Source organism: Pseudomonas sp. YuFO8 (genome assembly GCF_035065025.1).
GTDB lineage: Bacteria > Pseudomonadota > Gammaproteobacteria > Pseudomonadales > Pseudomonadaceae > Aquipseudomonas > Aquipseudomonas putida_AE.
The window spans coordinates 56,369-79,905 of record NZ_JAXDEQ010000019.1 but is presented as its reverse complement, the minus strand read 5'-3'; the positions used below and the strand labels follow the sequence as shown (position 1 = coordinate 79,905).

The 23,537-nt window shown below is 59.8% G+C and carries 20 protein-coding genes; 7 read left to right on the top strand and 13 right to left on the bottom strand.

What is annotated here, in order from left to right:
• Positions 1–93: 93 nt before the first annotated feature.
• The 3 genes from SOP95_RS18210 to SOP95_RS18200 form a co-directional block, all read right to left on the bottom strand.
• Positions 94–1,419, bottom strand: a complete 1,326-nt coding sequence (locus SOP95_RS18210) for a sigma-54-dependent transcriptional regulator (RefSeq protein WP_274074328.1) — start codon at positions 1,417–1,419, stop codon at positions 94–96.
• Positions 1,413–3,179 (bottom strand): sensor histidine kinase, encoded by a 1,767-nt coding sequence (locus SOP95_RS18205; RefSeq protein ID WP_323607836.1) that lies wholly within the window; start codon positions 3,177–3,179, stop codon positions 1,413–1,415. The genes SOP95_RS18210 and SOP95_RS18205 overlap by 7 nt, the downstream gene beginning before the upstream one ends.
• Before the next feature lie 134 nt (positions 3,180–3,313).
• Entirely contained in the window at positions 3,314–4,837 is a 1,524-nt protein-coding gene (locus SOP95_RS18200; RefSeq protein ID WP_323607835.1) for a fumarate hydratase, read from the bottom strand.
• Between the two features lie 311 nt (positions 4,838–5,148).
• On the opposite strand from SOP95_RS18200, the gene SOP95_RS18195 reads away from it, so the two are divergent.
• Entirely contained in the window at positions 5,149–6,255 is a 1,107-nt protein-coding gene (locus SOP95_RS18195) for a GGDEF domain-containing protein (protein ID WP_323607834.1), read from the top strand.
• Positions 6,248–7,183, top strand: a complete 936-nt coding sequence (locus tag SOP95_RS18190) for an iron-sulfur-binding ferredoxin reductase (RefSeq protein WP_323607833.1) — start codon at positions 6,248–6,250, stop codon at positions 7,181–7,183. Before SOP95_RS18195 ends, SOP95_RS18190 begins: the two co-directional genes overlap by 8 nt.
• Before the next feature lie 271 nt (positions 7,184–7,454).
• Here the strand turns inward: SOP95_RS18190 and SOP95_RS18185 are convergent, their stop codons facing one another.
• The 3 genes from SOP95_RS18185 to pyk form a co-directional block, all read right to left on the bottom strand.
• A complete protein-coding gene (locus tag SOP95_RS18185) occupies positions 7,455–8,756 on the bottom strand; it encodes a hypothetical protein (RefSeq protein WP_323607831.1) in 1,302 nt (433 codons plus the stop codon).
• 243 nt (positions 8,757–8,999) lie between these two features.
• Entirely contained in the window at positions 9,000–10,382 is a 1,383-nt protein-coding gene (locus SOP95_RS18180) for a hypothetical protein (RefSeq protein WP_323607830.1), read from the bottom strand.
• Positions 10,383–10,620: 238 nt separating this feature from the next.
• The gene (gene pyk / locus SOP95_RS18175) at positions 10,621–12,072 is read right to left on the bottom strand and encodes a pyruvate kinase (protein WP_150733727.1); all 1,452 of its coding nucleotides are present in this window, start codon (positions 12,070–12,072) and stop codon (positions 10,621–10,623) included.
• A gap of 172 nt (positions 12,073–12,244) precedes the next feature.
• Between pyk and SOP95_RS18170 the strand changes: the two genes are divergently transcribed.
• Both SOP95_RS18170 and SOP95_RS18165 read left to right on the top strand, forming a co-directional pair.
• Positions 12,245–12,619 carry a tetratricopeptide repeat protein gene (locus SOP95_RS18170; protein ID WP_323607829.1) on the top strand — a complete coding sequence of 125 codons (375 nt, stop codon included), beginning with the start codon at positions 12,245–12,247 and terminating at the stop codon, positions 12,617–12,619.
• Positions 12,620–12,860: 241 nt separating this feature from the next.
• Positions 12,861–13,220 (top strand): PilZ domain-containing protein, encoded by a 360-nt coding sequence (locus tag SOP95_RS18165; RefSeq protein WP_274074336.1) that lies wholly within the window; start codon positions 12,861–12,863, stop codon positions 13,218–13,220.
• 40 nt (positions 13,221–13,260) lie between these two features.
• Here SOP95_RS18165 and SOP95_RS18160 read toward each other — a convergent pair whose 3' ends face one another.
• Genes SOP95_RS18160 through SOP95_RS18135 form a run of 6 tightly spaced genes read right to left on the bottom strand, consistent with a single transcriptional unit; the run spans position 13,261 to position 19,980 of the window.
• Positions 13,261–14,592, bottom strand: a complete 1,332-nt coding sequence (locus SOP95_RS18160) for a DUF58 domain-containing protein (protein ID WP_323607828.1) — start codon at positions 14,590–14,592, stop codon at positions 13,261–13,263.
• Positions 14,589–15,590: an AAA family ATPase gene (locus tag SOP95_RS18155; protein ID WP_323607827.1), complete on the bottom strand. Its 1,002-nt coding sequence runs from the start codon at positions 15,588–15,590 to the stop codon at positions 14,589–14,591. Before SOP95_RS18155 ends, SOP95_RS18160 begins: the two co-directional genes overlap by 4 nt.
• The gene (locus tag SOP95_RS18150) at positions 15,587–16,750 is read right to left on the bottom strand and encodes a DUF4350 domain-containing protein (RefSeq protein ID WP_323607826.1); all 1,164 of its coding nucleotides are present in this window, start codon (positions 16,748–16,750) and stop codon (positions 15,587–15,589) included. The genes SOP95_RS18155 and SOP95_RS18150 overlap by 4 nt, the downstream gene beginning before the upstream one ends.
• Complete coding sequence (locus SOP95_RS18145) at positions 16,747–18,294, bottom strand: DUF4129 domain-containing protein (RefSeq protein WP_323607825.1); 1,548 nt, start codon at positions 18,292–18,294, stop codon at positions 16,747–16,749. The genes SOP95_RS18150 and SOP95_RS18145 overlap by 4 nt, the downstream gene beginning before the upstream one ends.
• Positions 18,281–19,258, bottom strand: a complete 978-nt coding sequence (locus tag SOP95_RS18140) for a stage II sporulation protein M (RefSeq protein WP_323607824.1) — start codon at positions 19,256–19,258, stop codon at positions 18,281–18,283. Before SOP95_RS18140 ends, SOP95_RS18145 begins: the two co-directional genes overlap by 14 nt.
• On the bottom strand, positions 19,255–19,980 hold the full coding sequence (locus tag SOP95_RS18135) for an RDD family protein (RefSeq protein ID WP_323607823.1): 726 nt from the start codon (positions 19,978–19,980) through the stop codon (positions 19,255–19,257). The genes SOP95_RS18140 and SOP95_RS18135 overlap by 4 nt, the downstream gene beginning before the upstream one ends.
• Positions 19,981–20,164: 184 nt before the next feature.
• On the opposite strand from SOP95_RS18135, the gene sbcB reads away from it, so the two are divergent.
• Positions 20,165–21,595 (top strand): exodeoxyribonuclease I, encoded by a 1,431-nt coding sequence (sbcB, locus tag SOP95_RS18130; RefSeq protein ID WP_274074343.1) that lies wholly within the window; start codon positions 20,165–20,167, stop codon positions 21,593–21,595.
• Between the two features lie 95 nt (positions 21,596–21,690).
• On the opposite strand, the gene mvaT is transcribed toward sbcB, so the two are convergent.
• The gene (mvaT, locus tag SOP95_RS18125; RefSeq protein WP_008058684.1) at positions 21,691–22,068 is read right to left on the bottom strand and encodes a histone-like nucleoid-structuring protein MvaT; all 378 of its coding nucleotides are present in this window, start codon (positions 22,066–22,068) and stop codon (positions 21,691–21,693) included.
• 337 nt (positions 22,069–22,405) lie between these two features.
• Here mvaT and purU point away from each other — a divergent pair, with 337 nt between their 5' ends.
• Both purU and SOP95_RS18115 read left to right on the top strand, forming a co-directional pair.
• Positions 22,406–23,254: a formyltetrahydrofolate deformylase gene (gene purU, locus SOP95_RS18120; RefSeq protein ID WP_323607822.1), complete on the top strand. Its 849-nt coding sequence runs from the start codon at positions 22,406–22,408 to the stop codon at positions 23,252–23,254.
• 86 nt (positions 23,255–23,340) lie between these two features.
• On the top strand, positions 23,341–23,517 hold the full coding sequence (locus tag SOP95_RS18115) for a hypothetical protein (RefSeq protein WP_323607821.1): 177 nt from the start codon (positions 23,341–23,343) through the stop codon (positions 23,515–23,517).
• The last annotated feature ends 20 nt before the right edge of the window (positions 23,518–23,537 follow it).

The window sequence follows — 23,537 nt, the reverse complement described above, 5'->3', positions numbered from 1 at the left end:
CCGCTCCCACAGTGGCGGGTGTCGTACACAAAATTCGCGACCGGCTCGGTCATTGTGGGAGCGGGCTTGCTCGCGAAGAGGCCTGCACAGTCACTACAAAAACATCTCCCGGCTCAATCCATGCCGCTGCATCTTTTCATTGAAAGTCCGGCGCGGCAGTTGCAGCTCTTCGAGCACCGCTTTCACATCGCCCTTGTGCCGGGTCAACGCTGCGCGCAGGCACTGCGCTTCAAACGCCTCCTGCTGCGCCGCCAGTGACTGCCCAGGCTCGATGCCCGCCGGCACGGGCTCGCCAAGCCCCAACACCTGGCGCTCGGCCACGTTCGCCAGCTCACGCACATTGCCCGGCCAGTCGTGACTCAGCAGATGACTCAACTGCGGCCCGCTCAACGGCGCAAAGGAGCGACCCAGGCGTTCGGCGGCACTCCGGGCAAAGGCCTCGTACAACAATGGAATGTCTTCGCGGCGATCGCGCAACGGCGGCAGGCGCAGCTCGGCGACGTTCAAGCGGTAAGCCAGGTCCTCGCGAAAACGTCCGGCCCGCGCTTCCTCCAGCAAGTCCGGTTTGGTCGCGGCAATGATCCGCAGATCCACGCGAATGCTCTGGTTCGAACCCAATCGCTCGAGTTTTTGCTCCTGCAGCACCCGCAACAATTTCACCTGCTGCGCCAGGGGCATGCTTTCGATTTCATCGAGAAACAGCGTGCCGCCATCGGCGTATTCGAGCTTGCCGATGCGCTTGCCCTGGGCGCCGGTGAATGCGCCGCTTTCATGGCCGAACAGTTCGGCTTCGAACAGTTGTTCGGGGATGGCCGCGCAATTCAAGGCGACGAAGGGTTTGTCGGCGCGTGGGCCGAAGTCGTGCAGGCAACGGGCGACCAGCTCCTTGCCACTGCCGGTTTCGCCGCGGATCAACACGTTGACCGGCAGCGCCGCCAGGTCGAGCACCTGCCGGCGCAAAGTCTGCAAGCCACGGGAGACGCCAAGCAAGGTGGCGTCAAGTTTGGCGCGGTTGTCGGCCTGTTCGTGCAGGGCACGGTTTTCCAGGACCAGCCGGCGCTTGTCCAGCGCCCGGCGCAAGCTGCCGAGCAGGGTTTCGGGGCTGAAGGGTTTTTCCAGGAAGTCGTAGGCGCCATCGCGCATCGCGTCGACAGCCATCGGCACGTCGCCGTGGCCCGTCAGCAGAATCACCGGCAAGTCGGCATCGCGGCGCTGTACTTCGGCCAGCAGTTCCAGGCCGCTCATGCCGGGCATGCGCACGTCGCTGAGAATCACCCCGGGAAAATGCCTGGGCAACTGCGCCAGGCACTCGTCGGCGCGGCTGAACAGCTGCACCTCGAAACCCGACAAGCTCAGCCATTGCTCGACGGCGCTGCGAATGCTGCTTTCGTCGTCGACCACCATCACTGAATTCAGCATGGGTCTTGAGCCTCCGCGTCGATGGGCAGGGTGAGGGTGAACACCGCGCCGTTGTCGTGATTATCAGCGCTCAGGCGTCCGCCCGATTCGTGAACGATGGCGAAGGATACGGCCAGACCGATGCCCAGGCCATCACCCACCGGTTTGGTGGTGAAAAACGGGTCGAACACTTTCGCCAGGTTTTCCTCGGCGATGCCACTGCCGTTGTCGATGACGCTCAGGCGCCACAATTGTTCGTCGGCTTCGAGGCGGATTTCCAGGCGTTTGCAGGGTTTGTCCTGCATCGCATCCAGGGCATTGCGCAGCAAGTTGATCAGTACCTGTTCCAGGCGAATCGCATCGCCCCGCACCCAGGCCGGGCGCGTCAGGTGCAGCACGGTGCTGACCTGTTCATCGCGCAGACGCGTGTCGAGCAGCTCAAGGGACTGGTCCACCACCGCTGCCAGGTCCAGGCGTTCGCGCAAGCCACTGGGGCTTTTGCGGGCAAAAGTCTTCAGGTGGCCGGTGAGGGCGGCCATGCGCGTGAGCATGTCATCCACCGGCTTGAGCGCCTTGTAGGCGTCGTCGACGCGACCGTGATCCAGTAACAGGCGCAAGGTCGCCAGCTGCATGCGCTGGGCGGTCAGCGGCTGGTTGATCTCATGGGCCAGCGCCGCTGACATCTGCCCGAGGGCCGCGAGCTTGGCCGATTGCACCAGGCCTTCCTGGGCGGTGCGCAGGTCGCGGGTACGCTCTTCTACCAGCTGTTCGAGTTCTTCGCGGCTGCGTTGGCGCAGTTTGGCCAGGCGCCAGCGCTGGGTGAGAAACAGCAGCAAAAACACCAGCGTCAGCCAGATACCCGCCGCAGCGAGTGCGGCGTTGCGGCTGTCTTCGAAGGCAACCTGCGGGCGGCGCAGCAGGTGCAGGGTCCAGCCTTCGGCGGCCAGCGGCAGGGATTCCCACAAGTAATCGGCAGGGCCGTCGGGGCCATCGACCCGTGCCAGGTCGCTGTTCTCGTCGAAGCGGCGCAATGATTGGTATTGAAGCGGTGTCAGCGGCTGCTTGTCGTATTGGCGGGTGATCTTGAGTTCGGCGTGATCGCTGTCGCTCAGCGGTTTCAGGTACCGATAGCGCCAGCCCGACTGGTTGGCGATGAAGATAATCCCGCGGGCATCGCTGACCAGCAGGGTGTCGCTACCCTGGCGCCATTCGCGTTCCAGCTCGGGAAACTCCAGTTTCACCACCATGGCCCCGAGGAACTGGCCATCGTCGTTGGTTACGGCGCTGGAGAGGAAATAGCCAGGAATGCCACTGGTGACCCCAACGGCGTAAAAACGCCCGGTGCCCTGGGTGCGGGTCTGGCTGAAGTAGGGACGAAAACCGTAGTTGTGGCCGACGTAGCTGCTGGGCAAGCGCCAGTTGCTCGCCGCCACGGCCAGGCCCGTGCGATCCAGCAGCTCCAGGGTCGAGGATTCGGCGGCGCCGTTGATTTTTTCCAGTTTGCGGTTCAATTCCTGCGCCAGCTCGGGGCTCACCGGGCCTTTGAGTGCGTCGCGCAACTGCGGGTCGAGTGCCAGCACCGAGGGCAGGGCGCGGTAGCGTTCGATCAGGGTGTGCAGGGAAGTGGCGTAAAGCGCCAGTTGCTGATTGGCACGGGCAGCGTCATCGACCAATGACTGGCGCACCGTTTGACGAACGGCCAGGGTCGCGGTGAGGGCGGCGCCGGCGATGATCACCAAGGTATACAGCGCCAGGCGCAAAGGGCGAGAGGACACAAACATGGTGGGCATTACACAGGTGTACGGAGGGGGCGCACCATAACATGGCCCTCTTCGGTATTCCCACGCCTTGTGCAGGTAATAAAAAAGGCGACAGGGGTTAAATCCCCTGTCGCCTTTTCAGACAGCCGAAGCGCTTACTGCACTTCTACCGCCAGGCTTTCACTGATCTTTTGCTGCCAGATGGCAGGACCGGTGATGTGTACGGACTCGCCCTTGCTGTCGACCGCAACGGTCACCGGCATGTCTTTCACGTCGAACTCGTAGATCGCTTCCATGCCCAGTTCGGCGAAAGCGACAACGCGGGATTTCTTGATCGCTTGCGCCACCAGGTAAGCCGCGCCGCCCACTGCCATCAGGTAAACGGCCTTGTGGTCCTTGATCGCGTCGATAGCGGTCGGGCCGCGCTCGGATTTGCCGATCATGCCCAGCAGGCCGGTTTGCTCGAGGATCTGACGGGTGAACTTGTCCATCCGCGTTGCGGTGGTCGGGCCAGCCGGGCCAACCACTTCTTCGCGCACCGGATCGACCGGGCCGACGTAATAGATGAAGCGACCCTTGAGGTCCACCGGCAGGGTTTCACCTTTGTTCAGCATCTCGACCATGCGCTTGTGCGCAGCATCGCGACCGGTGAGCATCTTGCCGTTGAGCAGGACGGTTTCGCCCGGCTTCCAGCTCTGCACTTCTTCCGGGGTCAGGGTGTCGAGGTTGACGCGACGGGCCGACGGGCCGGCTTCCCAGACGATTTCCGGGTAGGCGTCCAGCGGTGGCGCTTCCAGCGAAGCCGGGCCGGAACCGTCGAGCACGAAGTGGGCGTGACGGGTGGCGGCGCAGTTCGGGATCATACACACCGGCAAAGAAGCGGCGTGGGTCGGGTAATCCATGATCTTCACGTCGAGCACGGTGGTCAGGCCACCGAGGCCCTGGGCGCCGATGCCCAGCTGGTTGACCTTCTCGAACAGCTCCAGGCGCATTTCTTCGATGCGGTTCTGCGGGCCACGGGCCTTCAGCTCGTGGATGTCGATGGATTCCATCAACACTTCTTTCGCCATGACAGCGGCTTTCTCGGCGGTGCCGCCGATGCCGATGCCGAGCATGCCCGGTGGGCACCAGCCGGCGCCCATGGTCGGAACGGTCTTCAGGACCCAGTCGACGATCGAGTCGGACGGGTTGAGCATGGCCATTTTCGACTTGTTCTCGGAGCCGCCGCCCTTGGCCGCCACGTCCACTTCCACGATATTACCCGGAACGATGGAGTAGTGGATAACGGCCGGGGTGTTGTCCTTGGTGTTCTTGCGAGCGCCCGCCGGGTCGGCGAGGATCGAAGCACGCAGGACGTTTTCCGGCAGGTTGTAGGCGCGACGCACGCCTTCGTTGATCATGTCGTCCAGGCCCATGGTGGCGCCATCCCAACGCACGTCCATGCCCACGCGGACGAACACGGTGACGATGCCGGTGTCCTGGCAAATCGGGCGGTGGCCGGTGGCGCACATGCGCGAGTTGATCAGGATCTGCGCCATCGAATCACGGGCTGCTGGCGATTCTTCGCGCAGGTAGGCTTCGTGCATCGCCTGGATGAAATCCACGGGGTGGTAGTAGGAAATGAACTGCAGGGCGTCGGCAACGCTCTGAATCAGGTCGTCTTGCTTGATCACGGTCATGAGTCGCGCTCCTCTAAAAGACGGGAACATTCAATAAGGTGCTTGCAGCTTGGGTGCATCGGTCGGTTGCAAGCACCTTTCAAGGCACGCCGGGGCTGCTGGCGCGACGCTAAAAAGGCGCGGCAGTATAACGTGCCTTGCTGGCGGGTACACGCGCCGGTGGTCAAACCTTGGTCGCATGGTCGAACCCGATCCCCGAATCGGGCCAGCCCGAAAATTGAATGGTCATTTATCGGCCGCACCACTAAAGTGGTTATCGGTCTGTAGAGTAGGACGCTCTGTCAGTCTCCTTTCATAGGGTGAGTCAACGATTGACCCATAACGCCATCCAGCGCCTGTTACTCAAACGGTTTGCCCTCGCGGCCGGCACTTATGCCCTGGCTTTGTTGCTGCTGTGGCTGGCGTTTTTCACCGGCCATTACGATGAACCGCTGGCCAATGTCGCCGTTGGCAGCGCTCTGGTGGTCATCAGCCAGGCGGCGTTGTTCGCGGTGTTTTACAGCGGCTGCAACCTGCGTTTTTCCGACCCCAGCCTGACCGAGGCGCAGGTGCTGCTGGGGCTTGGCTGGCAAACCTGGCTGATTGCCAATCTGGATGAGGCCCGCGGCACGTTCCTGGTGTTCTACGTGCTGATTCTGCTGTTCGGGCTGTTTCATCTGTCGCGTCGTGCGTTTGCGCGGTGCGCGCTGCTGGTGTTTTTCAGTTTCAGCGCGATCACCCTGTGGGAGGGTTACCACTTTCAGCTGGCCGACCCGGCGCTGGCGGTGGTGCAGGTGTGCGTGCTGTTTATCGTGCTGGTCTGGCTGGAACTGTACGCCCGCTACGTCCAGGCCTCGCGACTGCGAATGCGTCAACGCCGCTTCGCCCTGCAGGCGCACCAGGACACGTTGCGCGGGATGATGCGCCAGCTCGAGGACCTGGTGGCCACCGACGAGTTGACCGGATTGTTCAATCGCCGGCATTTCCTGCGCCTGGCTTCTCGCGAACTCAAAGCCATGGACGCCGGCGTGGTGCATGGCCTGGCGCTGATCGACCTCGATCACTTCAAACGGATCAACGACATTTACGGCCATGCGGCTGGGGATCAGGTGTTGCAGGCGTTTGCCGGCGTGGCGTCGGCCTGCCTGCGCGACGGCGATGTCCTGGCACGCTATGGTGGAGAAGAGTTCGTGGTGTTGCTGCCCGATTGCGATGCCGAGCGCTTGACCGCCTGTTGCGAGCGGCTGCGCCTCGCCTTCATCGATGTCGAGTTGATCGGCTTGAAGGTCGGTAGTCTCAGCCTGTCCGCGGGCATGACCCTGCTGGACATGGGCGATGATCTTGACGAAGCCTTGCAGCGGGCGGACCAGGCGCTGTATCGCGCCAAGCGTGACGGCCGCAATCGTTGCGCGGCGGCGTGGGAAAACGTCGATGCCTGAATTACGCGTGGGCGATCGCCAATGGTCGGTGGCAACCGGCGCCAATCTGCTTGATGCCCTGAATCAGAACGGCGTGCCGGTACCCTACAGCTGCCGCGCCGGCAGTTGTCATGCCTGCCTGGTGCAGTGTGTGCAAGGATTACCGAGCGACAGCCGCCCCGATGCCCTGAGCGCAGAGCAGCGCCAGCAAGGCTGGCGCCTGGCCTGCCAGTGTCAGGTGGTCGAGGACTTGCAGGTGCACACCTTCGACCCGCAAGAGGATGGCCGTCCGGCCGAGGTCGCTGCGGCCGATTGGTTGAGCAGTAGCGTTTTGCGCCTGCGCCTGGCGCCACAACGCCCGTTGCGCTACAGCGCCGGGCAGCATCTGGTGCTATGGGCGGGCAATGTGGCGCGGCCGTATTCCCTCGCCAGCTTGCCGGAAGAGGACCGTTTTCTCGAGTTTCACCTCGATTGTCGCCAGTCGGGGGAATTCAGCGATTTAGCCCGTCAGCTGAACATCGGCGACCCGATCCGTCTCGGCGAATTGCGTGGCGGAGCCTTGCATTACGACCCGGACTGGCACGACCGACCGCTGTGGCTGATGGCGGCCGGCACCGGGTTGGGACCGTTGTTCGGCGTCTTGCGAGAAGCCTTGCGCCAGGATCATCGGGGCGCCATTCGGGTCATCCACCTGGCCCATGATGCCAACGAGCATTATCTGGCCAAACCTCTGCAAGCCATGGCCGCCAGCCGTCCGAACCTCAGCATCGAGCTGTGGACATCGACCGAGTTGCCCGCGGCTTTGGCGCAACTGCGGCTTGTTTCGCGACAAACCCAGGCCTTGCTCTGCGGATCCCCCGACAGTGTCGATGCCTTTGCCCGGCGCCTGTACCTGGCGGGGCTGCCACGCAACCAACTGCTGGCCGACGTCTTCCTGCCCCGCGGTTGAGCGCTGATTTTTCAGATGCGAGACCTTCCATGCCCGATGCCATCCAGATTGAACGCGACCGCGGCCTGCTGACGCTACGACTGAACCGTTGTTCACAAATCATGTGACCACCACAAAAACCTGTGGGAGCGGGCTTGCCCGCGATGAGGCCTCCCCAGGCAACACATCTTGCGGATCAAAAACAAAAAAGCCCCGCCATTCAAATGGCGGGGCTTTTTTCCAGCAACCGATCACTCAGACCTGCGGGTCGCCAACGTGCCGTGTGGTGCTGCTATTCCTGGTTCGTGTTCAGTACGCGTGCTATCAAGGTCCGATCCGGGATGGCGACAGTCTCGCGGATGAGCAACACGTTCCCATCCTTTTGCAGGGCCATTGTGGTGCTGAACCCAAAACTGGTGTCTTGAGGTACATACACCAAACCCTTCCCGTTGCCAAAGCCGGGATCCAGGGTTCCGTCATTCTGGTAGCGAGCCACCATTAATGAGTGAAGGCCCGCATTCGGTATCAACTTCCCGGCCACGATGATTTTCTCTTGGACTATACCAACATCATGGAATCTGATAGCGCCTCTCTCTGTGTCGGATTGATAAAGAATTTTTCCACCATTGAATTTTTGGTCGAGTTGACCCTCTTTGGTGAAACAAGCCAATACACCCTGGGCAGGCGATAACGTCGAGCCAGCAGCGAGAATACTGTCTTCGGCGTATTGAGTGAGTCTATCGAACGTCGCTTCCGGGACCAGTGCAAACCCATTTTCAGCAAAGGTCTGATCGAGAGTGCCATCGTCATTCAGACGAGCCAGCATGCCGTAGTGCTGGGAGGTATCGCGTTTATAGAGCGATCCGCACACGGTGATTTTTCCGTTCTGCACGAAGATGTCGTTGATGGTGGTATTAGCCCAGTATCCATGAGCAACGGCGACATAACCGGTTTTGTTGAAGCTGAGGTCCAGCGAGCCGTCAGCGTTGAGCCGGGTGATTATGCCGATGTCGGCGATCAAGCCTGCCATGTAAACGTGTTTGCCAAGGTAGATTTTTCCATTGGCTACCGTGCTGATCCCTGAGGCGCCGATGTCGCTTGATGCCTGCGATGTGGGCATTTGTTCAGGGCTATCGGAAAGGGGTGCAGGCAGTATTACCTTTAGCAGGCCATTCTCGCCAAACGTTTCATCCAGCCGCCCGTTGATGTGAAGGCGAATGAGTACATTAATGTCGTTGGTATTGTCGACAGCGCAAAGGAGGATTTTTGTTTCAGTCCCGTCCTCGAGAAAATGTATCTGTTGCATTCGTACTCCAAGTTGAGGAGTAAAACGCTGGATGACGATTCCTTTGTTACCGAACGCTTCGTTTATAGCCCCGTTCTTGTGCAGGCAAACCACGGCTGGAGTGAATTCGCGAATATTGTTACTTGGCTCTATTGATGCGGTGACATAAAGGTTGTCGTCAGGGCCTACAACAATACATTGGGCTATAGTGGACTTGGCACCAGGGATAAGCACAGACACCCTACCTTCAAGACCAAACTGTGGATCGAGATCACCGTCGGCGGTGGTCAGTGTTGTGTATTGGCTCATCGTTCTATTCCTTTAATGGGGTGAGTTGTCCGTCGACAAGGGCTGCCAATGACGAGCCCGCAACAGCCTGGCGCGAGAAAGCCTTGATGACAGCGATAGCCGCGGTTGACCGGATCGATTAAAGGGGCTGGGCAAGAGGGCTGTCTACTGTCAGATCTGACAGGTGAGGGGTAGTGAAATCGTCTATCTGACTATTTTTAAACGAAAAAAGCCCCGCCATTCACATGGCAGGGCTTTTGGTTTTCAGGGCATCAGTCCTTTTGCTACTGCGCGGATGACTACAGTTTCTTCTTTAAATTCCACCGCAAAAAAGGCCTTGTTGTCTTTAATGGCTGAAGAATACAAACCAATGTTTACCGCTTCTTTATAGTCAAGCCAGCCCACCCCGTTGTTATAGTCCTTGTCATGAACGCCGTTGTAAAAGAAACGCGAGATAGCGTAATGACTTTCTTTACGATATCTTTCTAAAAGTCCGGTAGTCAGAAAGCTTCCGTCAGGCAGGAAATCAGCAGTGTACAAATACGTACTGGATGAATTTATGTTCATGAATACCGGTTTTCCACCGTTGAACTGGATATTGTTCGAGCCGTCAGCTTCCAGACTCATTAAAAATCCGGAGATCGCAGTGTCGTGTCTTGAATGCCTTGAACCTGTGCACAGAATGCGATTGTTGGGTTGTTTTACTATATTGGCAACCTCCCAGTAATAGAGTGGGTCTTCATCTTCCATAACCAGAAATCCGTCTCGTTGAAAGGATTTATCCAGTTTGCCGTCTTTGCTGTGTTTTACTAAAACAACTGCTTCAGGGGGATTGGAGTAACCTGTTTTGACGTGGCCGGCACTGATGTAGTTGCCCGCATCGTCGACGATCAGGCTACTCAGTTGCAAGAAGTTAAAAATGTCATGTCTGACACGGACAAAACCCGATTCATTGAATGAAAGGTCAAGTTCCCCGCTTGGAGTCAAGCAGATGATCCAGGCATCAATCGAGGCGAAGGTGCCAGATTCATGAAGCAATATGATGCGATCGTCGGTAATTGGCGAAGTTTCGCGCGCGTAGGGCGCAAGCTTGTTCAGAGAATCGGATGAAACACATCTTGATTTTTCGATTTCCAGACATTTTTCGTTGTACGCGGATACGGCGTGTAAATCAGCAGTCGTGTTGGGAGCCGGGATAATGACTTTTCCTTCTTTGCCAAATTCTTTATCAATGGTGCCATTGGGAAGAAAACGAACGGCGGCCTTATCCCGCGCACTCACGCCGCCTACACGGTAAAACAGCGTTCCCGTCAGCAGAATTCTGCCATTCACAAATGCAATCTGTTCGGCGTAGAAGCTGGAGTTAGCGGATCCGTAAAAAAAATCGTAGAAGAAACCCTGTTTGCCAAAGCTGGTGTCGACAGAGCCAGCTTCATTCAGGCGTGTCAGCGCGAAGAGCATTCCGTTGACATCATCATATAGAACTCCCGCGATGTAGATCATATTGTCAGGACCTACAGCGACAACCCGTGAGGACCAGTTTGGGAAATCGGGGTTTGGTGAACGGAGGACGGCCAAGCCGTTTGCACCAAAAATGGGGTCCAGTTGGCCTGAAAGAATCGAAGCATGTATTTTTTCCGTGGTCATTGCACTTTCCCTTGATGTAATGGGCGAGTGCCTTTGCACTCGCATCCTCTGCCCGTTCCGCAAAAACAGTACGGTGCTGCTGCTCTCTATGAGACGGGGGCGGGGGGAAATGAACAACTGTCAGAGTTGACAGGTTTGTCGATTATTTTGAGATAAAAAAACTTTCTGATGGCGAAGTTTCAGGCAAAAAAAAGCCCCGCCATTCACATGGCAGGGCTTTTGGTTTTCAGCGTGTCACTCAGACCATTGGATCGCCAACGTGCAGGATCTTCATGCCATTGGTGCCGCCGGTGGTGTGGTAACTGTCGCCCTTGGTCAGGATGACCCAGTCGCCTTTCTGTACGACGCCGCGCTTGACCAGCTCGTCGATCGCCTTCTGGCTGACTTCGTTCGGCGCCAGCGAAGCCGGGTCGAACGGGATGGTGTACACGCCACGGAACATCGCCGCGCGGGCCTGGGCTTCGCGGTGTGGGGTGAACGCGTAGATCGGCACCGAGGAACGGATACGCGACATGATCAGCGGGGTGTAGCCACTTTCGGTCAGGGCGATGATCGCTTTGACGCCCGGGAAGTGGTTGGCGGTGTACATGGTCGCCAGCGCAATGCTCTCGTCGCAGCGGGTAAATTCCTTGCCGATGCGGTGGCTGGAGGTCTTGCTGGTCGGGTGCTTTTCAGCGCCGACGCAGATGCGCGCCATCGCCTGCACGGCTTCCAGCGGGTACAGGCCGGCAGCACTTTCGGCCGAGAGCATCACGGCGTCGGTGTAGTCGAGCACGGCGTTGGCTACGTCGGACACTTCGGCGCGGGTCGGCATCGGGTTCTGGATCATCGACTCCATCATCTGGGTCGCCACGATCACGGCCTTGTTGTGGCGGCGTGCGTGCAGAATGATCTTCTTCTGGATGCCCACCAGCTCGGCGTCGCCGATTTCCACACCGAGGTCGCCACGGGCCACCATCACGGCGTCGGACGCCTTGATCAGGCCGTCGAGGGTTTCGTCATCGGCCACGGCTTCGGCGCGTTCGATCTTCGCTACCAGCCAGGCAGTGCCGCCGGCTTCGTCGCGCAGTTGACGGGCGTATTCCATATCGGCGGCGTCACGCGGGAAGGACACCGCGAGGTAGTCGACTTCCATTTCCGCGGCGAGCTTGATGTCGGCCTTGTCTTTTTCAGTCAGGGCCGGAGCGGTCAGGCCGCCACCGCGACGGTTGATGCCCTTGTGGTCGGACAGCGGGCCGCCGATGGTCACGGTGCAGTTCAGTTCGGTGGCAGTGGCGGTGTCGACGCGCATCACCACGCGACCGTCGTCGAGCAACAGTTCGTCACCCACGCCGCAGTCCTTGACCAGGTCCGGGTAGTCGATGCCGACCACTTGCTGGTTGCCTTCGGTCAGGGGATGGCTGGTGGAAAAGGTGAATTGATCACCGATCTTCAGCTCGATCTTCTTGTTGGCGAATTTGGCGATACGGATTTTCGGGCCTTGCAGGTCGCCCAGCAGGGCAACGAAACGACCGTGCTTGGCTGCCAGGTCACGCACCAGCTTCGCGCGAGCCTTGTGCTCGTCGGGGGTGCCGTGGGAGAAGTTCAGGCGGGCGACGTCCAGGCCAGCCAGGATCAGTTGTTCGAGGACTTCCGGCGAGTTACTGGCCGGGCCAAGGGTGGCGACGATTTTGGTACGACGGACGGACATGCAAAGACTCCTGAGTTCAAGCGCTGAGTGAGGCTACTATGCTCTTGGGGTGTAGTCATTGTTCATGTGCACTACTTATTCGTTTGTTTATTGAACCGAACACTTTTGCTGACCGGTCGCCTGAAGATTTTCGCCCATGGGTCGATACAGAGCTCAAGTCAGGAGAACTCCCATGCGATTCGTGCTCATAGCCGTCCTTGCCCTCAGTGTCGTGGGCTGCACCCGTTGGTCGATGAACCACCATTTGAACCTTGCCTACAGCGCCTATGACCGGGGCAATTGCGAGCAGGTGACGCTCGAGCTGTCCAAGGTCGAACGCGCCAGCCGCGCGCGGCCTTATGTGTGGCCGGAAGTGTCGATGCTGCGCGGTCTGTGCCTGGAACGGCAGAAGCTGTTTGCCGATGCGGCGCAAACCTACCAGTTCATCATCGCGTCGTACCCGCAAAGCGAATACGCCTACCGCGCCCAGGCGCGCCTGGAAACCTTGCAGGCGCTGGGTCACTATCCGCTGCGCAGTGCGGCGGCGGTGCGTCCTACCCGCTTCTGATTACGTTACCCATTCAGCGCTGGCTCAGCGACGACGGTGAGCTATAGTCGAATAAAGCGGTTTGAAAGCCTTGCCTTCAAACCGACGTAACACCCGTGATCGGCAGGAGTAAGCGGCAGCGGTTCATGGACTGTCGCACCAGGAGCGGGGAGAGCGCGCCCATGTCTGATTCAACCGCAGGCAGGCCCGTTCCGAAGCATTAGTGCGGCCCTGCTTAAGGGCCTTGCTGGGCGAATTGCGCATGTTCACTGACCGCCGTATCGAGCGGCATCAACTGCCGTATTTTCTGAGAGTGTTCAACAGCGTCACCGACAAGCCGATCGGCTTTCTGGGCAACGTCTCCGCAGACGGGCTGATGCTCGTCAGTCAGTTGCCGATGATGATCGGTGCCGATTTCGGTTTGCGCCTGAAAATCCCCGCGAGCGACGGGGGTATGCAGGTCATCGATTTGCAGGCGTGTTGCCTGTGGTGCCACGAGGACGCAACGCCCCACCATTACGACGCCGGGTTCAGCCTGCAACGGGCACCGCCGGAGTATGGGCAGTTGGTGCAGGCATTGAAGCGATACTTCAGTTTTCAGCCGTTGCCGGCTTCGGCCTGATACAGCAAATATTTTGCTGTGTTCTGGAACAGGGAGACCTCTAAATCATTCCTGCTTTTTTCCAGTTCAGGTAACGCGTGACCAATGCTGGCCCCAACGCCTCGGGTTGCATGTCCACTACCTGTACTCCATGGGCGTTCAAACGCTCATGGAGTGCTGCGCGTGAATTCAGGTATTCAACGGTCCCGCAATAGCTCAGTGCCTCCGACAAGGTTTGCACCGGCAACAGGCGTGTAGTCTCGAGGACACTTTCCCGCAAGCTGGCGACCAGCACCTGATGCTGTTTGCTCAATCGCTTGACGGCCGTCAGCAGTTCTTCATCGTCTTCATCGCGCAGGTTGGTCATCAGCAGCACCAGCGCCCGGCGTTTCTGCCGAGCCAGTAGCTGGGTGGCAGCCGCTTGATAATCGGCGTTGTGTTGGGTGCTGTTCAGGTCGTAGACCGTGTTGAGCAACACATTGAGCTGGCCAGCGCCTTTCACCGGGGCGAGGTGGCGCGGGTGATCGCTGGCAAAGGTGCTGAGGCCCACTGCATCCCCCTGACGCAGCGCGACGTAGCTCAGCAACAGGCAGGCGTTGAGCGCGTGATCGAAATGCGCCAACTCACCGTCCTGGCTGCGCATGCGTCGACCGCAATCGAGCATGAAGATGATCTGTTGATCACGCTCGTCCTGGTACTCCCGGGCAATCGGTGTGCGTTGGCGCGCGGTGGCCTTCCAGTCGATCTGGCGAAGGCTGTCGCCTTCGCGAAACTCCCGTAGCTGATGAAACTCCAGGCCCAGGCCACGTCGTTGGCGCTGGCGCACGCCGAGTTGGCTGAGCCAGTTGTCCGCCGCCAGCAGTTGGCCACCGTAGAGTCGGGCGAAGTCCGGGTAGACACGGGTGCTGTCCGTCACGTGCAGCAGGCGCTTGCCGGACCACAGACCCAGTGGGCTCGGCAGGTTGATTTCGCAGTGATCGAAGGTGAAGTGACCGCGCTTGAGCGGGCGCAGGCGATAGCCGACGTGGCTGTGCTGGCCGGGTTGCAGTTCGACCGACAGGGGCAGGTTCTCGAAGCTCAGGCCATCGGGTACGTGGTCATGGATCTGGATGTTCAGTGGCAGGGCAAGGTCGTGCTCGACTTGCAGCCGTACTTCGCCCCAGCGGCCGAGGGCCAGGCTGCCGGGCATTTGTCGTTGTACGCGGGGTGAGGGCAGGCGTTGCAGGCGGATCGCGTCGATTATGGCCAGGGCCAGTAGCGCCAGCAGCAAGCCCCAGTTGATCGAGAACAGCGTTGGGGGAACAGCCATGTCCAGCGCCCGCAATGTGCCAGGCACGATGCCGATGACCAGCAGGATCGCAAGCCAGATCAGCAGCAGGCGCGAAGGTTTCACAGCCGTGGCGCCGGTACTTGATCGAGCAGTTGCTGCAGCACGTGATCGACGTCCAGCCCTTCGATATCCAGCTCCGGCGCGATGCGCACGCGATGGCGCAACACCGCCAGAGCGCAGCCTTTTATGTCATCTGGTATCACGAACTCGCCGCCGCGCAACAAGGCTCGTGCCCGTGCGCAGCGTACCAGCGCGATGGACGCACGAGGCCCGGCGCCGAGGGTCAGGCCGGGCCAGCTGCGGGTGGTGCGGGCCAGGCGCACGGCGTAATCGAGGACTTGTTCGTCCAACGGCAAATGACTGGTTATGCGTTGCAGGACCAGCACGTCCTTGGCTTGCAGCACAGTGCGCATTGGTTGCACATCGAGCATGTCGGCACGGGTAGAGCGGCTGACCTGACGCACCATGTCCAGCTCCTGCTCGGCGTCGGGGTAGTCCATGCGCACCTTGAGCATGAAGCGATCGAGTTCGGCTTCCGGCAGCGGGTAAGTGCCTTCCTGTTCGATGGGGTTTTGCGTGGCGAGCACCATGAACGGCTGGGCGATCGGCAGGGCGCGGCCTTCGAGGGTGACCTGGCGTTCCTGCATGGCTTCGAGCAGTGCGGCCTGGGTTTTTGCCGGGGCGCGGTTGATCTCGTCGGCCAGCAACAGGTTGGTGAACAACGGACCTTTGCGCAGTTTGAATTGCTCGGTCTGTAAGTCGTACACCGCATGCCCGGTAACATCGCTGGGCATCAGGTCCGGGGTGAACTGGATACGCGCGAACTCGCCGCCGAAACAGCGGGCCAGCGCCCTGACCAGCAACGTCTTGCCCAGGCCCGGCACACCTTCGAGCAATACGTGGCCGCCGGCAAGCAGCGCGGTCAGCACGTCGTCGATGACAGTGTCCTGTCCGATCACGGCTTTTTGCAATTCATGGCGCACGGCCTGGGCCAGCTGGCTGGCGCGCTGGCGTTGCGCAGTGGCGTGGTTGATTGCATCGGGCTCGGTCGGTTGACTCATAACGCATTCCTCAAAATTTGCAGACGGGCGACCTGGCGGCTGAATTCAGCACTGGAAAGCCGCTGCTTCGGCCGCGGGCTCATGGCTTGGCTGACGGTGCTCTCGGGTTGCCCGCCCAGGCGGGCGAGCACCCGCCATTGTTCGGTGGCATCGAGTCGTTCGTAGCCAGGATGGCGATGTCTCACACGGCACAGTATGTCTTGCCGCAAGGCTTGCAACAGGCTGTCCTGGCCATTGTGGCGCAACATGAAATCGGCGCTGGCGCGCAGATGTTCCTGCCATTGGTGCCGGGCTTTCGGTTGTGGTTGCAGCAGAGGGCCCTGGCGCACGCCGAAGTGCCAGAAAGCCAGTCCGACCAGGGCGATCAAGGCGGCCAGCGCCTGGGGGAAATGGCGCAGCAGCAATGTCGGCAGGCTGTCGTGTTCTGTGTTGAACAGCAGGGTCACAGCGGTATCGACAGTCAGGTACCAGAGCAGCCAGGCATTGTCGTATTGATCGATCGCCGGGGTTTTCCACAGATCGGCGTCGGTCACCACGATGATCGAACCGAGTCCGTGGTTCAGCTGCATCATGTGGGTGGCCTTGCCACTGTTGGCCCAGGCCTGGGCGAGGTTCTTCGGATCTTCGAGATGGAACGCGGTATCGAAGCCGGCGTAGGCCGGTGCGTCCTCATTTTCCAGATAGAGTTTGGTCAATTGCGCGAAGGGGTCGCCAGGCGTACCGGGTGGCGGGTCCTTGAGGTCTTTGCTCAGCGATTGCTGCAGTTGCACCCGATCAAGCAACAGGTCATTGCTTTGCCCGGTCTGTTCATCCCATAACGACTGTGCAACGAACAGCAGGCGCCCGCCGGCCCGGGTCCAGTCCAGCACCTGATCGATCTGCCTGGGCGTCATGTTGTAGCGGTCACCGAGCAACAACAGGCTGTGATGCTTTGGCGTGAGGCTCGGCAGGATATCGAGGCTGTTGGCATGGTTGACACTCAAGCCCTGTTTGCGCAGGAAATGCTCGGCGGCCAGGTAGGGATTAGCCTGGGCCTCCGGCGCCGGGCCGTGGTCGATTTCGACCGGGTAGGGCGTTGCCTTCAGGTACAGATAAATCATCAGCGCGCCCAGCAGCACAGCGCTCAGCGCGCCGATGATCGGCCAGGTGCGCCGATTCAACGGGCGGCTCCCGGGCCAAATACACCACGCCAGGCGTCACACAGTTGGCGCTGCGCATGGGCGGGCGGCAGTTGGTGCCCATAGGCCATGTTTTGCCAGTGCGCGGTCAGGTCTTTGCTGAAGGCCAACAGGTCCGGTTGCTGCAGTTGCTCGATGCGTTCCAGGACCTGGCCTTCGGTGTCGGCGGCTTTGAGCGGGAGGTCGAAGTCGTGCAACAAGCGGCTGAGCAGGGCGCGATAAAGCAAGCCAAGGGCTGCGCGCGGGTTGCTCTGCCAGAGGTTTTCGGCACTGGCCGCGATGTCGGGCGGGAGGGTTTCGCGGTCAAGGTCCAGGCCGAAGGCCTGCGCAGGAAGCGCGCGTGGGGCTTTTTCGACGGGGCGCGGGCGTCGGCTGACGAACGCCTGCAACCACTCTCGGTAGTACCAGATCAATGCCCCGATGGCGCTGAGCAGCACGGCCCACAGCGTGACTTCGATCAGTGTGGCCACGGCGCCGAAGTGCTGCTGGTCAAACATCTGCAGCAGCCTCTTTAGCCATTGAGGCATGTTGTCGTCGTCCGCGCTTTCGTCGCCGGCCTGGTTTTCGCCGAATCGATAGCGGGTGACGGTTTCCCGGTTCTTGAACGGTGGCTGATCGAGGATGGCCTTGATGCTGTCCCGGGACGCCTGGCTGGTCAGGGATTGCTCCAGCAGGCGCGGGCTGTCGGGCGCCGCGGGGGCCGGTTCGGCCGCCCGGACGGTGGGTGCGATGGGCAACAGCAAAGTCACTGCCAGCAACAGGGCAAGGGTTGTGCCGCTCAAACGCTGGGACAGTCGGCGAAACACCAGCTCGATATCCCAGGCCTCGAGCGCGGTGCGCCGGTTCAGATACAGGCTGAAGCCTGCGGCCACATAGACCGGTTCCCACACCACCAGCACCAGGGCGTAGAAGCCGTTGGACAGGTGTTCCAGCCAGTGCCAATCCTGCGTCGCGGCGCTGATCAGCGACTGCCAGCTCCAGTCGAGTGCGACCTGTGGTGGCAGCAGCAGGTAGAACAGCACCATCAAGCCAATCCATAACGCGCTTTCCAGGAGCACACCGATCACGGTCAGCCAGCGTGCCGCGCCGGCGTCGCGCTGCAACAACACTTGCAATCGTTGCTGGCGTGCCTCTGCGCCCAGGCCTTCGAGCTGCAACACGGGCAGCAGGAAGCTGCGACTCAGGCTCAGGCGGCGCCAGGTCAGGCTGGCCAGCAGTTGCGGCTTGAGCAACCGTGGCCATTGGTAAAGTGCCTGTTTGAGGGTGGGCGTTTCGCCAAAGATGGCTTTGGAGAGGATGTACAGCGGCAAGCGTTCGAAGGCCGGCTTCAGCCACCAGAAGATGAACACGGCGAGGGTCGGCGAATCCCACAGCAACCATGTCAGCAAGGCGAAAACCGGCAAGGTGACAATCGCCCAACTGGTCATCAGCAGGCGTCGGTGGCGCTGGCTCAGCAGCACGCCGAGGTCCATGGCTTCGAAGGTGGGTCTGGGACGAATGACCACGGTGGTGTCACTCAGGCGCATGGCGGGTCCTTCCGGCGAATAACAGGTAAACCGCCACCAGCACCCAGAGGGCCGCACCGACCAGGTACTTGGTCAGGGGCGCCGGGGCCGTCATCGACGACCAGTAGGCTTCGATAAATGCCGCAATCAGCAGAAACAGCATCACGCCGCAAATCAGCAGCACGCTTTTGCGGGCAGCCAGGCGCAAGGCTTCGCCACGGGGCAGGGGGCCCGGTGCGATCAACGCCCAGCCCAGTTGCAGGCCGGCGGCACCCGCCAGGGCAATGGCCGTCAGTTCAAAGGCACCGTGCCCCACCACGAATGACCAGAAGGTTTGGCCATAGCCAATATGCGTCAGGTGCCCGGCCACCGCGCCGATCATCAAGCCGTTGAAGACCAGGAAAAACGCGCTGCCCAGGCCAAACAGCAAGCCGCTGGCGAACGTCTGAAAGGCGATCCCGATGTTGTGCATGATGTAGTAGCCGAACATCGCCCAGTCTTCACTGGCCGCCCGCTCCATCGAGCGCCCCAGGTGACCGGCCTCGGGGTCGTACATGCTTTGCATGTCGTTGACCTGGTCGGCCGGTATCAGGTTATAGACCAGGTCCGGAAACAGATACACCAGCCCTGCAAACGCAATCAGGCTACCGAAAAACAGCAGGCTGGCGGCGAGCACGAAGCGCCATTGTTCGCGTACCAGCCGCGGGAAGCCGGCCAGGATGAAACCCAGCGCATTGGCTCCGAGCTGGCTGCGATGCCGATACAGTTGTTGATGTCCGCGCAACACCTGTTGCTGCAACGAGTCGATCAGGAAGCTGCTGTAACCACGCTCGCGGGCCAGCGCCAGGTGATGGCACATGCGCCGATAATCGGCTGGAAATTGAACGGCCCCATCGGCTTTACTGCCACGCTCCAGCCTGTCCAGCATGAGGGAAAACTGCTCCCATTCGGCCATGTGCCGATGTTCGAAAAGGCTTTGTTTCATGCCGGACCCAACAAGCCGTGGGCGATGCCGTTGAGTTCGGCCACGGCCCGGGGTGGCGCAACCTGCAAGGGGCGCGCGAGGATCGTTGCCAACTCGTTGACCCGGGCGTCGGACAGTCCGGCCTGGCGTTCGGCGAACCCGAGGATGGCGCGTTGCTCGGACAGTGTCAGGGCAAAGGGCGGGCGACGGGGTTGCGCGGGGGGCAGTTGCGGGCGGGTGAGCAGTTGTTCGCGGTAGATCACCAGTGTACCGGCGGCCAGGTCACCGAGGCGCTTGAAGTTGGGGTGTTGCAGGCAACTGATGGCGCCAAGGAAGTAGCCGAACGGCAACATGTCGACAAATCGCAGCAGGTTACGCAACAGTGACGCGGACCAGCCAACAGGCGTGCCATCGTCCTGGATGACGCGCAAGCCCATCCATTGTTTGCCCGGCGAACAGCCCTGGTTGAAGACTTCGAACAGCACCATGTACCACCAGCTCACGCCGAACAGCAGGATCGAAACCAGGCCGGCACCGAGTTTTCCGAGCATCGCCAGGACGATGAACAACAGGCCCAGGATCAACCCGCGCAGGACCAGGTCGATGGAAAATGCCAGGGCGCGCACCATCAACCCGGCCGGGCGCAGTGGCAAGTCGATGCCTTCGGGCGTTTCGACCTGATACCGCGTGTCCAGTGGCGGGGGCAGCGTTGCTTTCCGTGGCAGTGCTGTGACGTCGAGCATGGGCAACCTGGTGGTGTGGCCTGATCGGTTTGTCTCTGTACCGGATGCTAGCAGCCTCGCCGGTCAAAACGACATAACTATGTATTGCACATTGAGTAACCGGGGATGATTGAATGGCAGGATTGCTGGCCGGAGCGGGACGGGAACGCCTAGACTTGGCCAATCTTCAGTTCAGGAATAGCCCGTGACTTCCATCTTCTGGTACGACTACGAAACGACGGGCATCAATCCCCGTTGCGACCGCCCGCTGCAAATGGCGGGGCTGCGTACTGACTTCGACCTCAATGAAATCGACGAGCCGGTCAACCTCTTCTGCCGGCCCAGCGACGACATCCTGCCGCATCCCGCGGCTTGCGCAATTACTGGCATCACGCCCACCCAACTGGCCGAGCACGGGTTGAGCGAAGCCGACTTCATGACCCGGGTCCATGCCCAACTGGCCGCGCCAGGTACGTGCGGCGCGGGCTACAACACGTTGCGCTTCGACGATGAGATGACCCGCTACAGCCTGTACCGAAATTTTTTCGACCCTTATGCGCGGGAATGGCAGGGCGGTAACAGCCGCTGGGACCTGATCGACGTCGTGCGCGCGGCCTATGCCTTGCGCCCCGATGGCCTTGTCTGGCCGACGGACGCTGAGGGGCGGGTGACGCTCAAGCTTGAGCGCCTGACCGCCGCCAACGGCATCGATCATGGCAATGCCCACGAAGCGCTGTCGGACGTTCGCGCCACGATCGCCCTGGCACGGCTGATCCGGGAAAAACAGCCGAAATTGTATGAGTGGTTATTTCAACTTCGCAGCAAGCAAAAGGTATTGGACCAGGTACGGCTGCTGCAGCCCATGGTGCATGTGTCGGGACGCTTTTCTGCGGCGCGCAACTATGTCGGCGTGGTGTTGCCCCTGGCCTGGCACCCGCGCAACAAGAACGCACTGATCGTCTGCGACCTGCACCTCGACCCGCAGGGCTTGCTCGATCTCGATGCCGAAACCTTGCGTCAGCGCTTGTATACCCGTCACGAAGAGCTGGCAGAGGGGGAGTTGCCAGTACCGCTCAAGCTTATCCACGTCAATAAATGCCCCGTGGTGGCGCCTTTATCGGTACTTCGTCCGGAAGATCAGCTGCGCCTGGGAATGGATGTTGCGCTTTACCAGGCACGAGCACTGCGACTAAGTGACGCGCAGCAAGATTGGCAAGCTAAAGTTCTGGCGATTTATGCCCGTGAAGATTTCTCCTTGAGCGAGGATCCGGAACAACAGTTATACGACGGATTTATCGGCGACCGTGATCGGCGTCTCTGCGAGCAAGTCAGAACAGTCGATCCGCTGCAATTGGCACAACAGCAATGGCCTTTCGATGATGAACGTTTGCCCGAGCTGTTGTTTCGATATCGAGCACGTAACTTTCCCGATACCTTGAGTCTCGACGAGCAGGAACGCTGGCGAATATTCTGCCAGAAACGTTTGTCAGTGCCTGAATACGGCGCGCCCAATACGCTGGATAGTTTCGTAGAGGCCGCAGCCCAATTGGCCCTTACAGCGACATCGATGCAGCAGGCGGTGCTCAATGATTGGCAGGAATATGTTCAGGATTTACGCAAACGTTTGAATCTTTGAAATCGAAAATGTCCAAGGGTTAAATTCCGGGCATAAAAAACGCCAGCGTAGGCCGGCGTTTTTTTTCGCAATCGATTCGCGGCAAGCGCGCAGGATCAGCCCAGCAGGGTAGCCCAGCCTTCAACCACGTCGCCGCCCCACTTGGCTTTCCACTCTTTCAGAGTCTTGTGGTTGCCACCTTTGGTTTCGATGACTTCGCCGTTGTGCGGGTTTTTGTATTGTTTAACTTTGCGAGCACGCTTGGTGCCGGTAGTTTTTACTGCACCGCCACGTGGGGCTTTGGTTTTGGCTTCTGGATCCAGCAGCGCGATGATGTCGCGCAGGGACTTGGAATATTCGCCCATCAGGGTGCGCAGTTTGCCTTCGAATTCCAGCTCGGTCTGCAGTTTGTCGTCTTGGGACAGGTTCTTCAAACGGGCTTGCAGCTCTTTGATAGCTTCTTCGGTGGCACGGTATTCGTTGATCAAGGACATGATTACTACCTTATGTAGAACGCTGGATGGCAGGTGACAGTGCGGCAATAATAGTCAGGGTGTATCATCAAGTAAACATTAAACTGGAGTTTATTTAATTAAAATCCAGTGAAGTCAGCATGCATTGGATACGCCGTTAAATAGTTCAATGCTTGTGCTACACCTATTTACAAACCGCTGCTTGTCGATGGGCCAAGTACAGTGTGGCGGGCGTCAACCCGGTGGCGTGGGAACCCTGGCGCAAGCCATCGGCCAAGGCAACACGTGATCAATACTGCAGATTTGCTGCGCAATCGTTAGAATGGCCGACTTTGCGAAGTTCTGGAGTTTCCCCCTCATGCGCACTTTTCGGCTGGTGATTTCTTGCCCGGACCGCGTCGGCATCGTTGCCAAAGTCAGTAACTTTCTGGCGTCACACAACGGCTGGATCACTGAAGCGAGCCACCACTCGGACAATCTGAGTGGCTGGTTCTTCATGCGTCACGAAATTCGTGCCGACTCGCTGCCTTTCGGTATCGAGGCCTTGCGCGAGGCCTTTGCGCCGATTGCCGAAGAATTCTCGATGGAATGGCGTATCACCGATACCGAGCAGAAGAAGCGTGTGGTGCTGATGGCCAGCCGCGAGTCCCACTGCCTCGCCGACTTGTTGCATCGCTGGCACAGCGATGAGCTGGATTGTGAAATCGCCTGCGTGATTTCCAACCATGACGACCTGCGCAGCATGGTCGAATGGCACGGCATTCCTTACTACCACGTACCGGTCAATCCCCAGGACAAGGAGCCGGCATTCGCCGAGGTCTCGCGCCTGGTCAAGCAGCATGATGCCGAAGTGGTCGTACTGGCCCGCTACATGCAAATCCTGCCGCCTGAGCTGTGCCGTGAATATGCGCACAAGGTCATCAACATCCACCACAGCTTCCTGCCGTCGTTCGTCGGTGCCAAGCCGTACCACCAGGCTTCCCTGCGCGGGGTGAAGCTGATCGGTGCTACCTGCCACTATGTGACGGAAGAACTGGACGCCGGCCCGATCATCGAGCAGGACGTGGTGCGCGTCAGCCACAGCGACAGCATCGAAGACATGGTGCGTTTCGGCCGTGACGTCGAGAAAATGGTGCTGGCCCGTGGCCTTCGCTACCACCTGGAAGACCGGGTGCTGGTACACGGCAACAAAACCGTGGTGTTCTGATCAGCGCTCGTCACGGTTGAAATTCGAAGGGCCTGGGCGTTCAATCGCTGCAGGCCCTTCGCCGTTTTTGAACCGAGGACATGACCATGGCCGATCCACTGGACAAAGCCACTTCCAAGGCACCCGCCACTTTGGGCGAGGGTTGTTTGAGCCGTTACGACCCTGATGAGATGAGCTCTGAAAATGGCACGGCGTTTCCTGGTGCAGCCGAGTTGTGGGAGCAGTTGCAGGAAGAGCCCGACGATAAACCCGGGGACGCCTGAAAAGATCGCAGCCTTCGGCA

Coding starts and splice junctions, on each gene's coding strand:
- SOP95_RS18155 (WP_323607827.1), bottom strand. CDS start 15,590: ATGAGTCAACCGACCGAGCCCGATGCAATCAACCACGCCACTGCGCAA.
- SOP95_RS18115 (WP_323607821.1), top strand. CDS start 23,341: ATGGCCGATCCACTGGACAAAGCCACTTCCAAGGCACCCGCCACTTTG.
- SOP95_RS18180 (WP_323607830.1), bottom strand. CDS start 10,382: ATGACCACGGAAAAAATACATGCTTCGATTCTTTCAGGCCAACTGGAC.
- SOP95_RS18140 (WP_323607824.1), bottom strand. CDS start 19,258: ATGAAACAAAGCCTTTTCGAACATCGGCACATGGCCGAATGGGAGCAG.
- SOP95_RS18205 (WP_323607836.1), bottom strand. CDS start 3,179: ATGTTTGTGTCCTCTCGCCCTTTGCGCCTGGCGCTGTATACCTTGGTG.
- SOP95_RS18170 (WP_323607829.1), top strand. CDS start 12,245: ATGCGATTCGTGCTCATAGCCGTCCTTGCCCTCAGTGTCGTGGGCTGC.
- SOP95_RS18135 (WP_323607823.1), bottom strand. CDS start 19,980: ATGCTCGACGTCACAGCACTGCCACGGAAAGCAACGCTGCCCCCGCCA.
- SOP95_RS18200 (WP_323607835.1), bottom strand. CDS start 4,837: ATGACCGTGATCAAGCAAGACGACCTGATTCAGAGCGTTGCCGACGCC.
- SOP95_RS18185 (WP_323607831.1), bottom strand. CDS start 8,756: ATGAGCCAATACACAACACTGACCACCGCCGACGGTGATCTCGATCCA.
- SOP95_RS18145 (WP_323607825.1), bottom strand. CDS start 18,294: ATGCGCCTGAGTGACACCACCGTGGTCATTCGTCCCAGACCCACCTTC.
- mvaT (WP_008058684.1), bottom strand. CDS start 22,068: ATGTCCTTGATCAACGAATACCGTGCCACCGAAGAAGCTATCAAAGAG.
- purU (WP_323607822.1), top strand. CDS start 22,406: ATGCGCACTTTTCGGCTGGTGATTTCTTGCCCGGACCGCGTCGGCATC.
- pyk (WP_150733727.1), bottom strand. CDS start 12,072: ATGTCCGTCCGTCGTACCAAAATCGTCGCCACCCTTGGCCCGGCCAGT.
- SOP95_RS18210 (WP_274074328.1), bottom strand. CDS start 1,419: ATGCTGAATTCAGTGATGGTGGTCGACGACGAAAGCAGCATTCGCAGC.
- SOP95_RS18165 (WP_274074336.1), top strand. CDS start 12,861: ATGTTCACTGACCGCCGTATCGAGCGGCATCAACTGCCGTATTTTCTG.
- SOP95_RS18190 (WP_323607833.1), top strand. CDS start 6,248: ATGCCTGAATTACGCGTGGGCGATCGCCAATGGTCGGTGGCAACCGGC.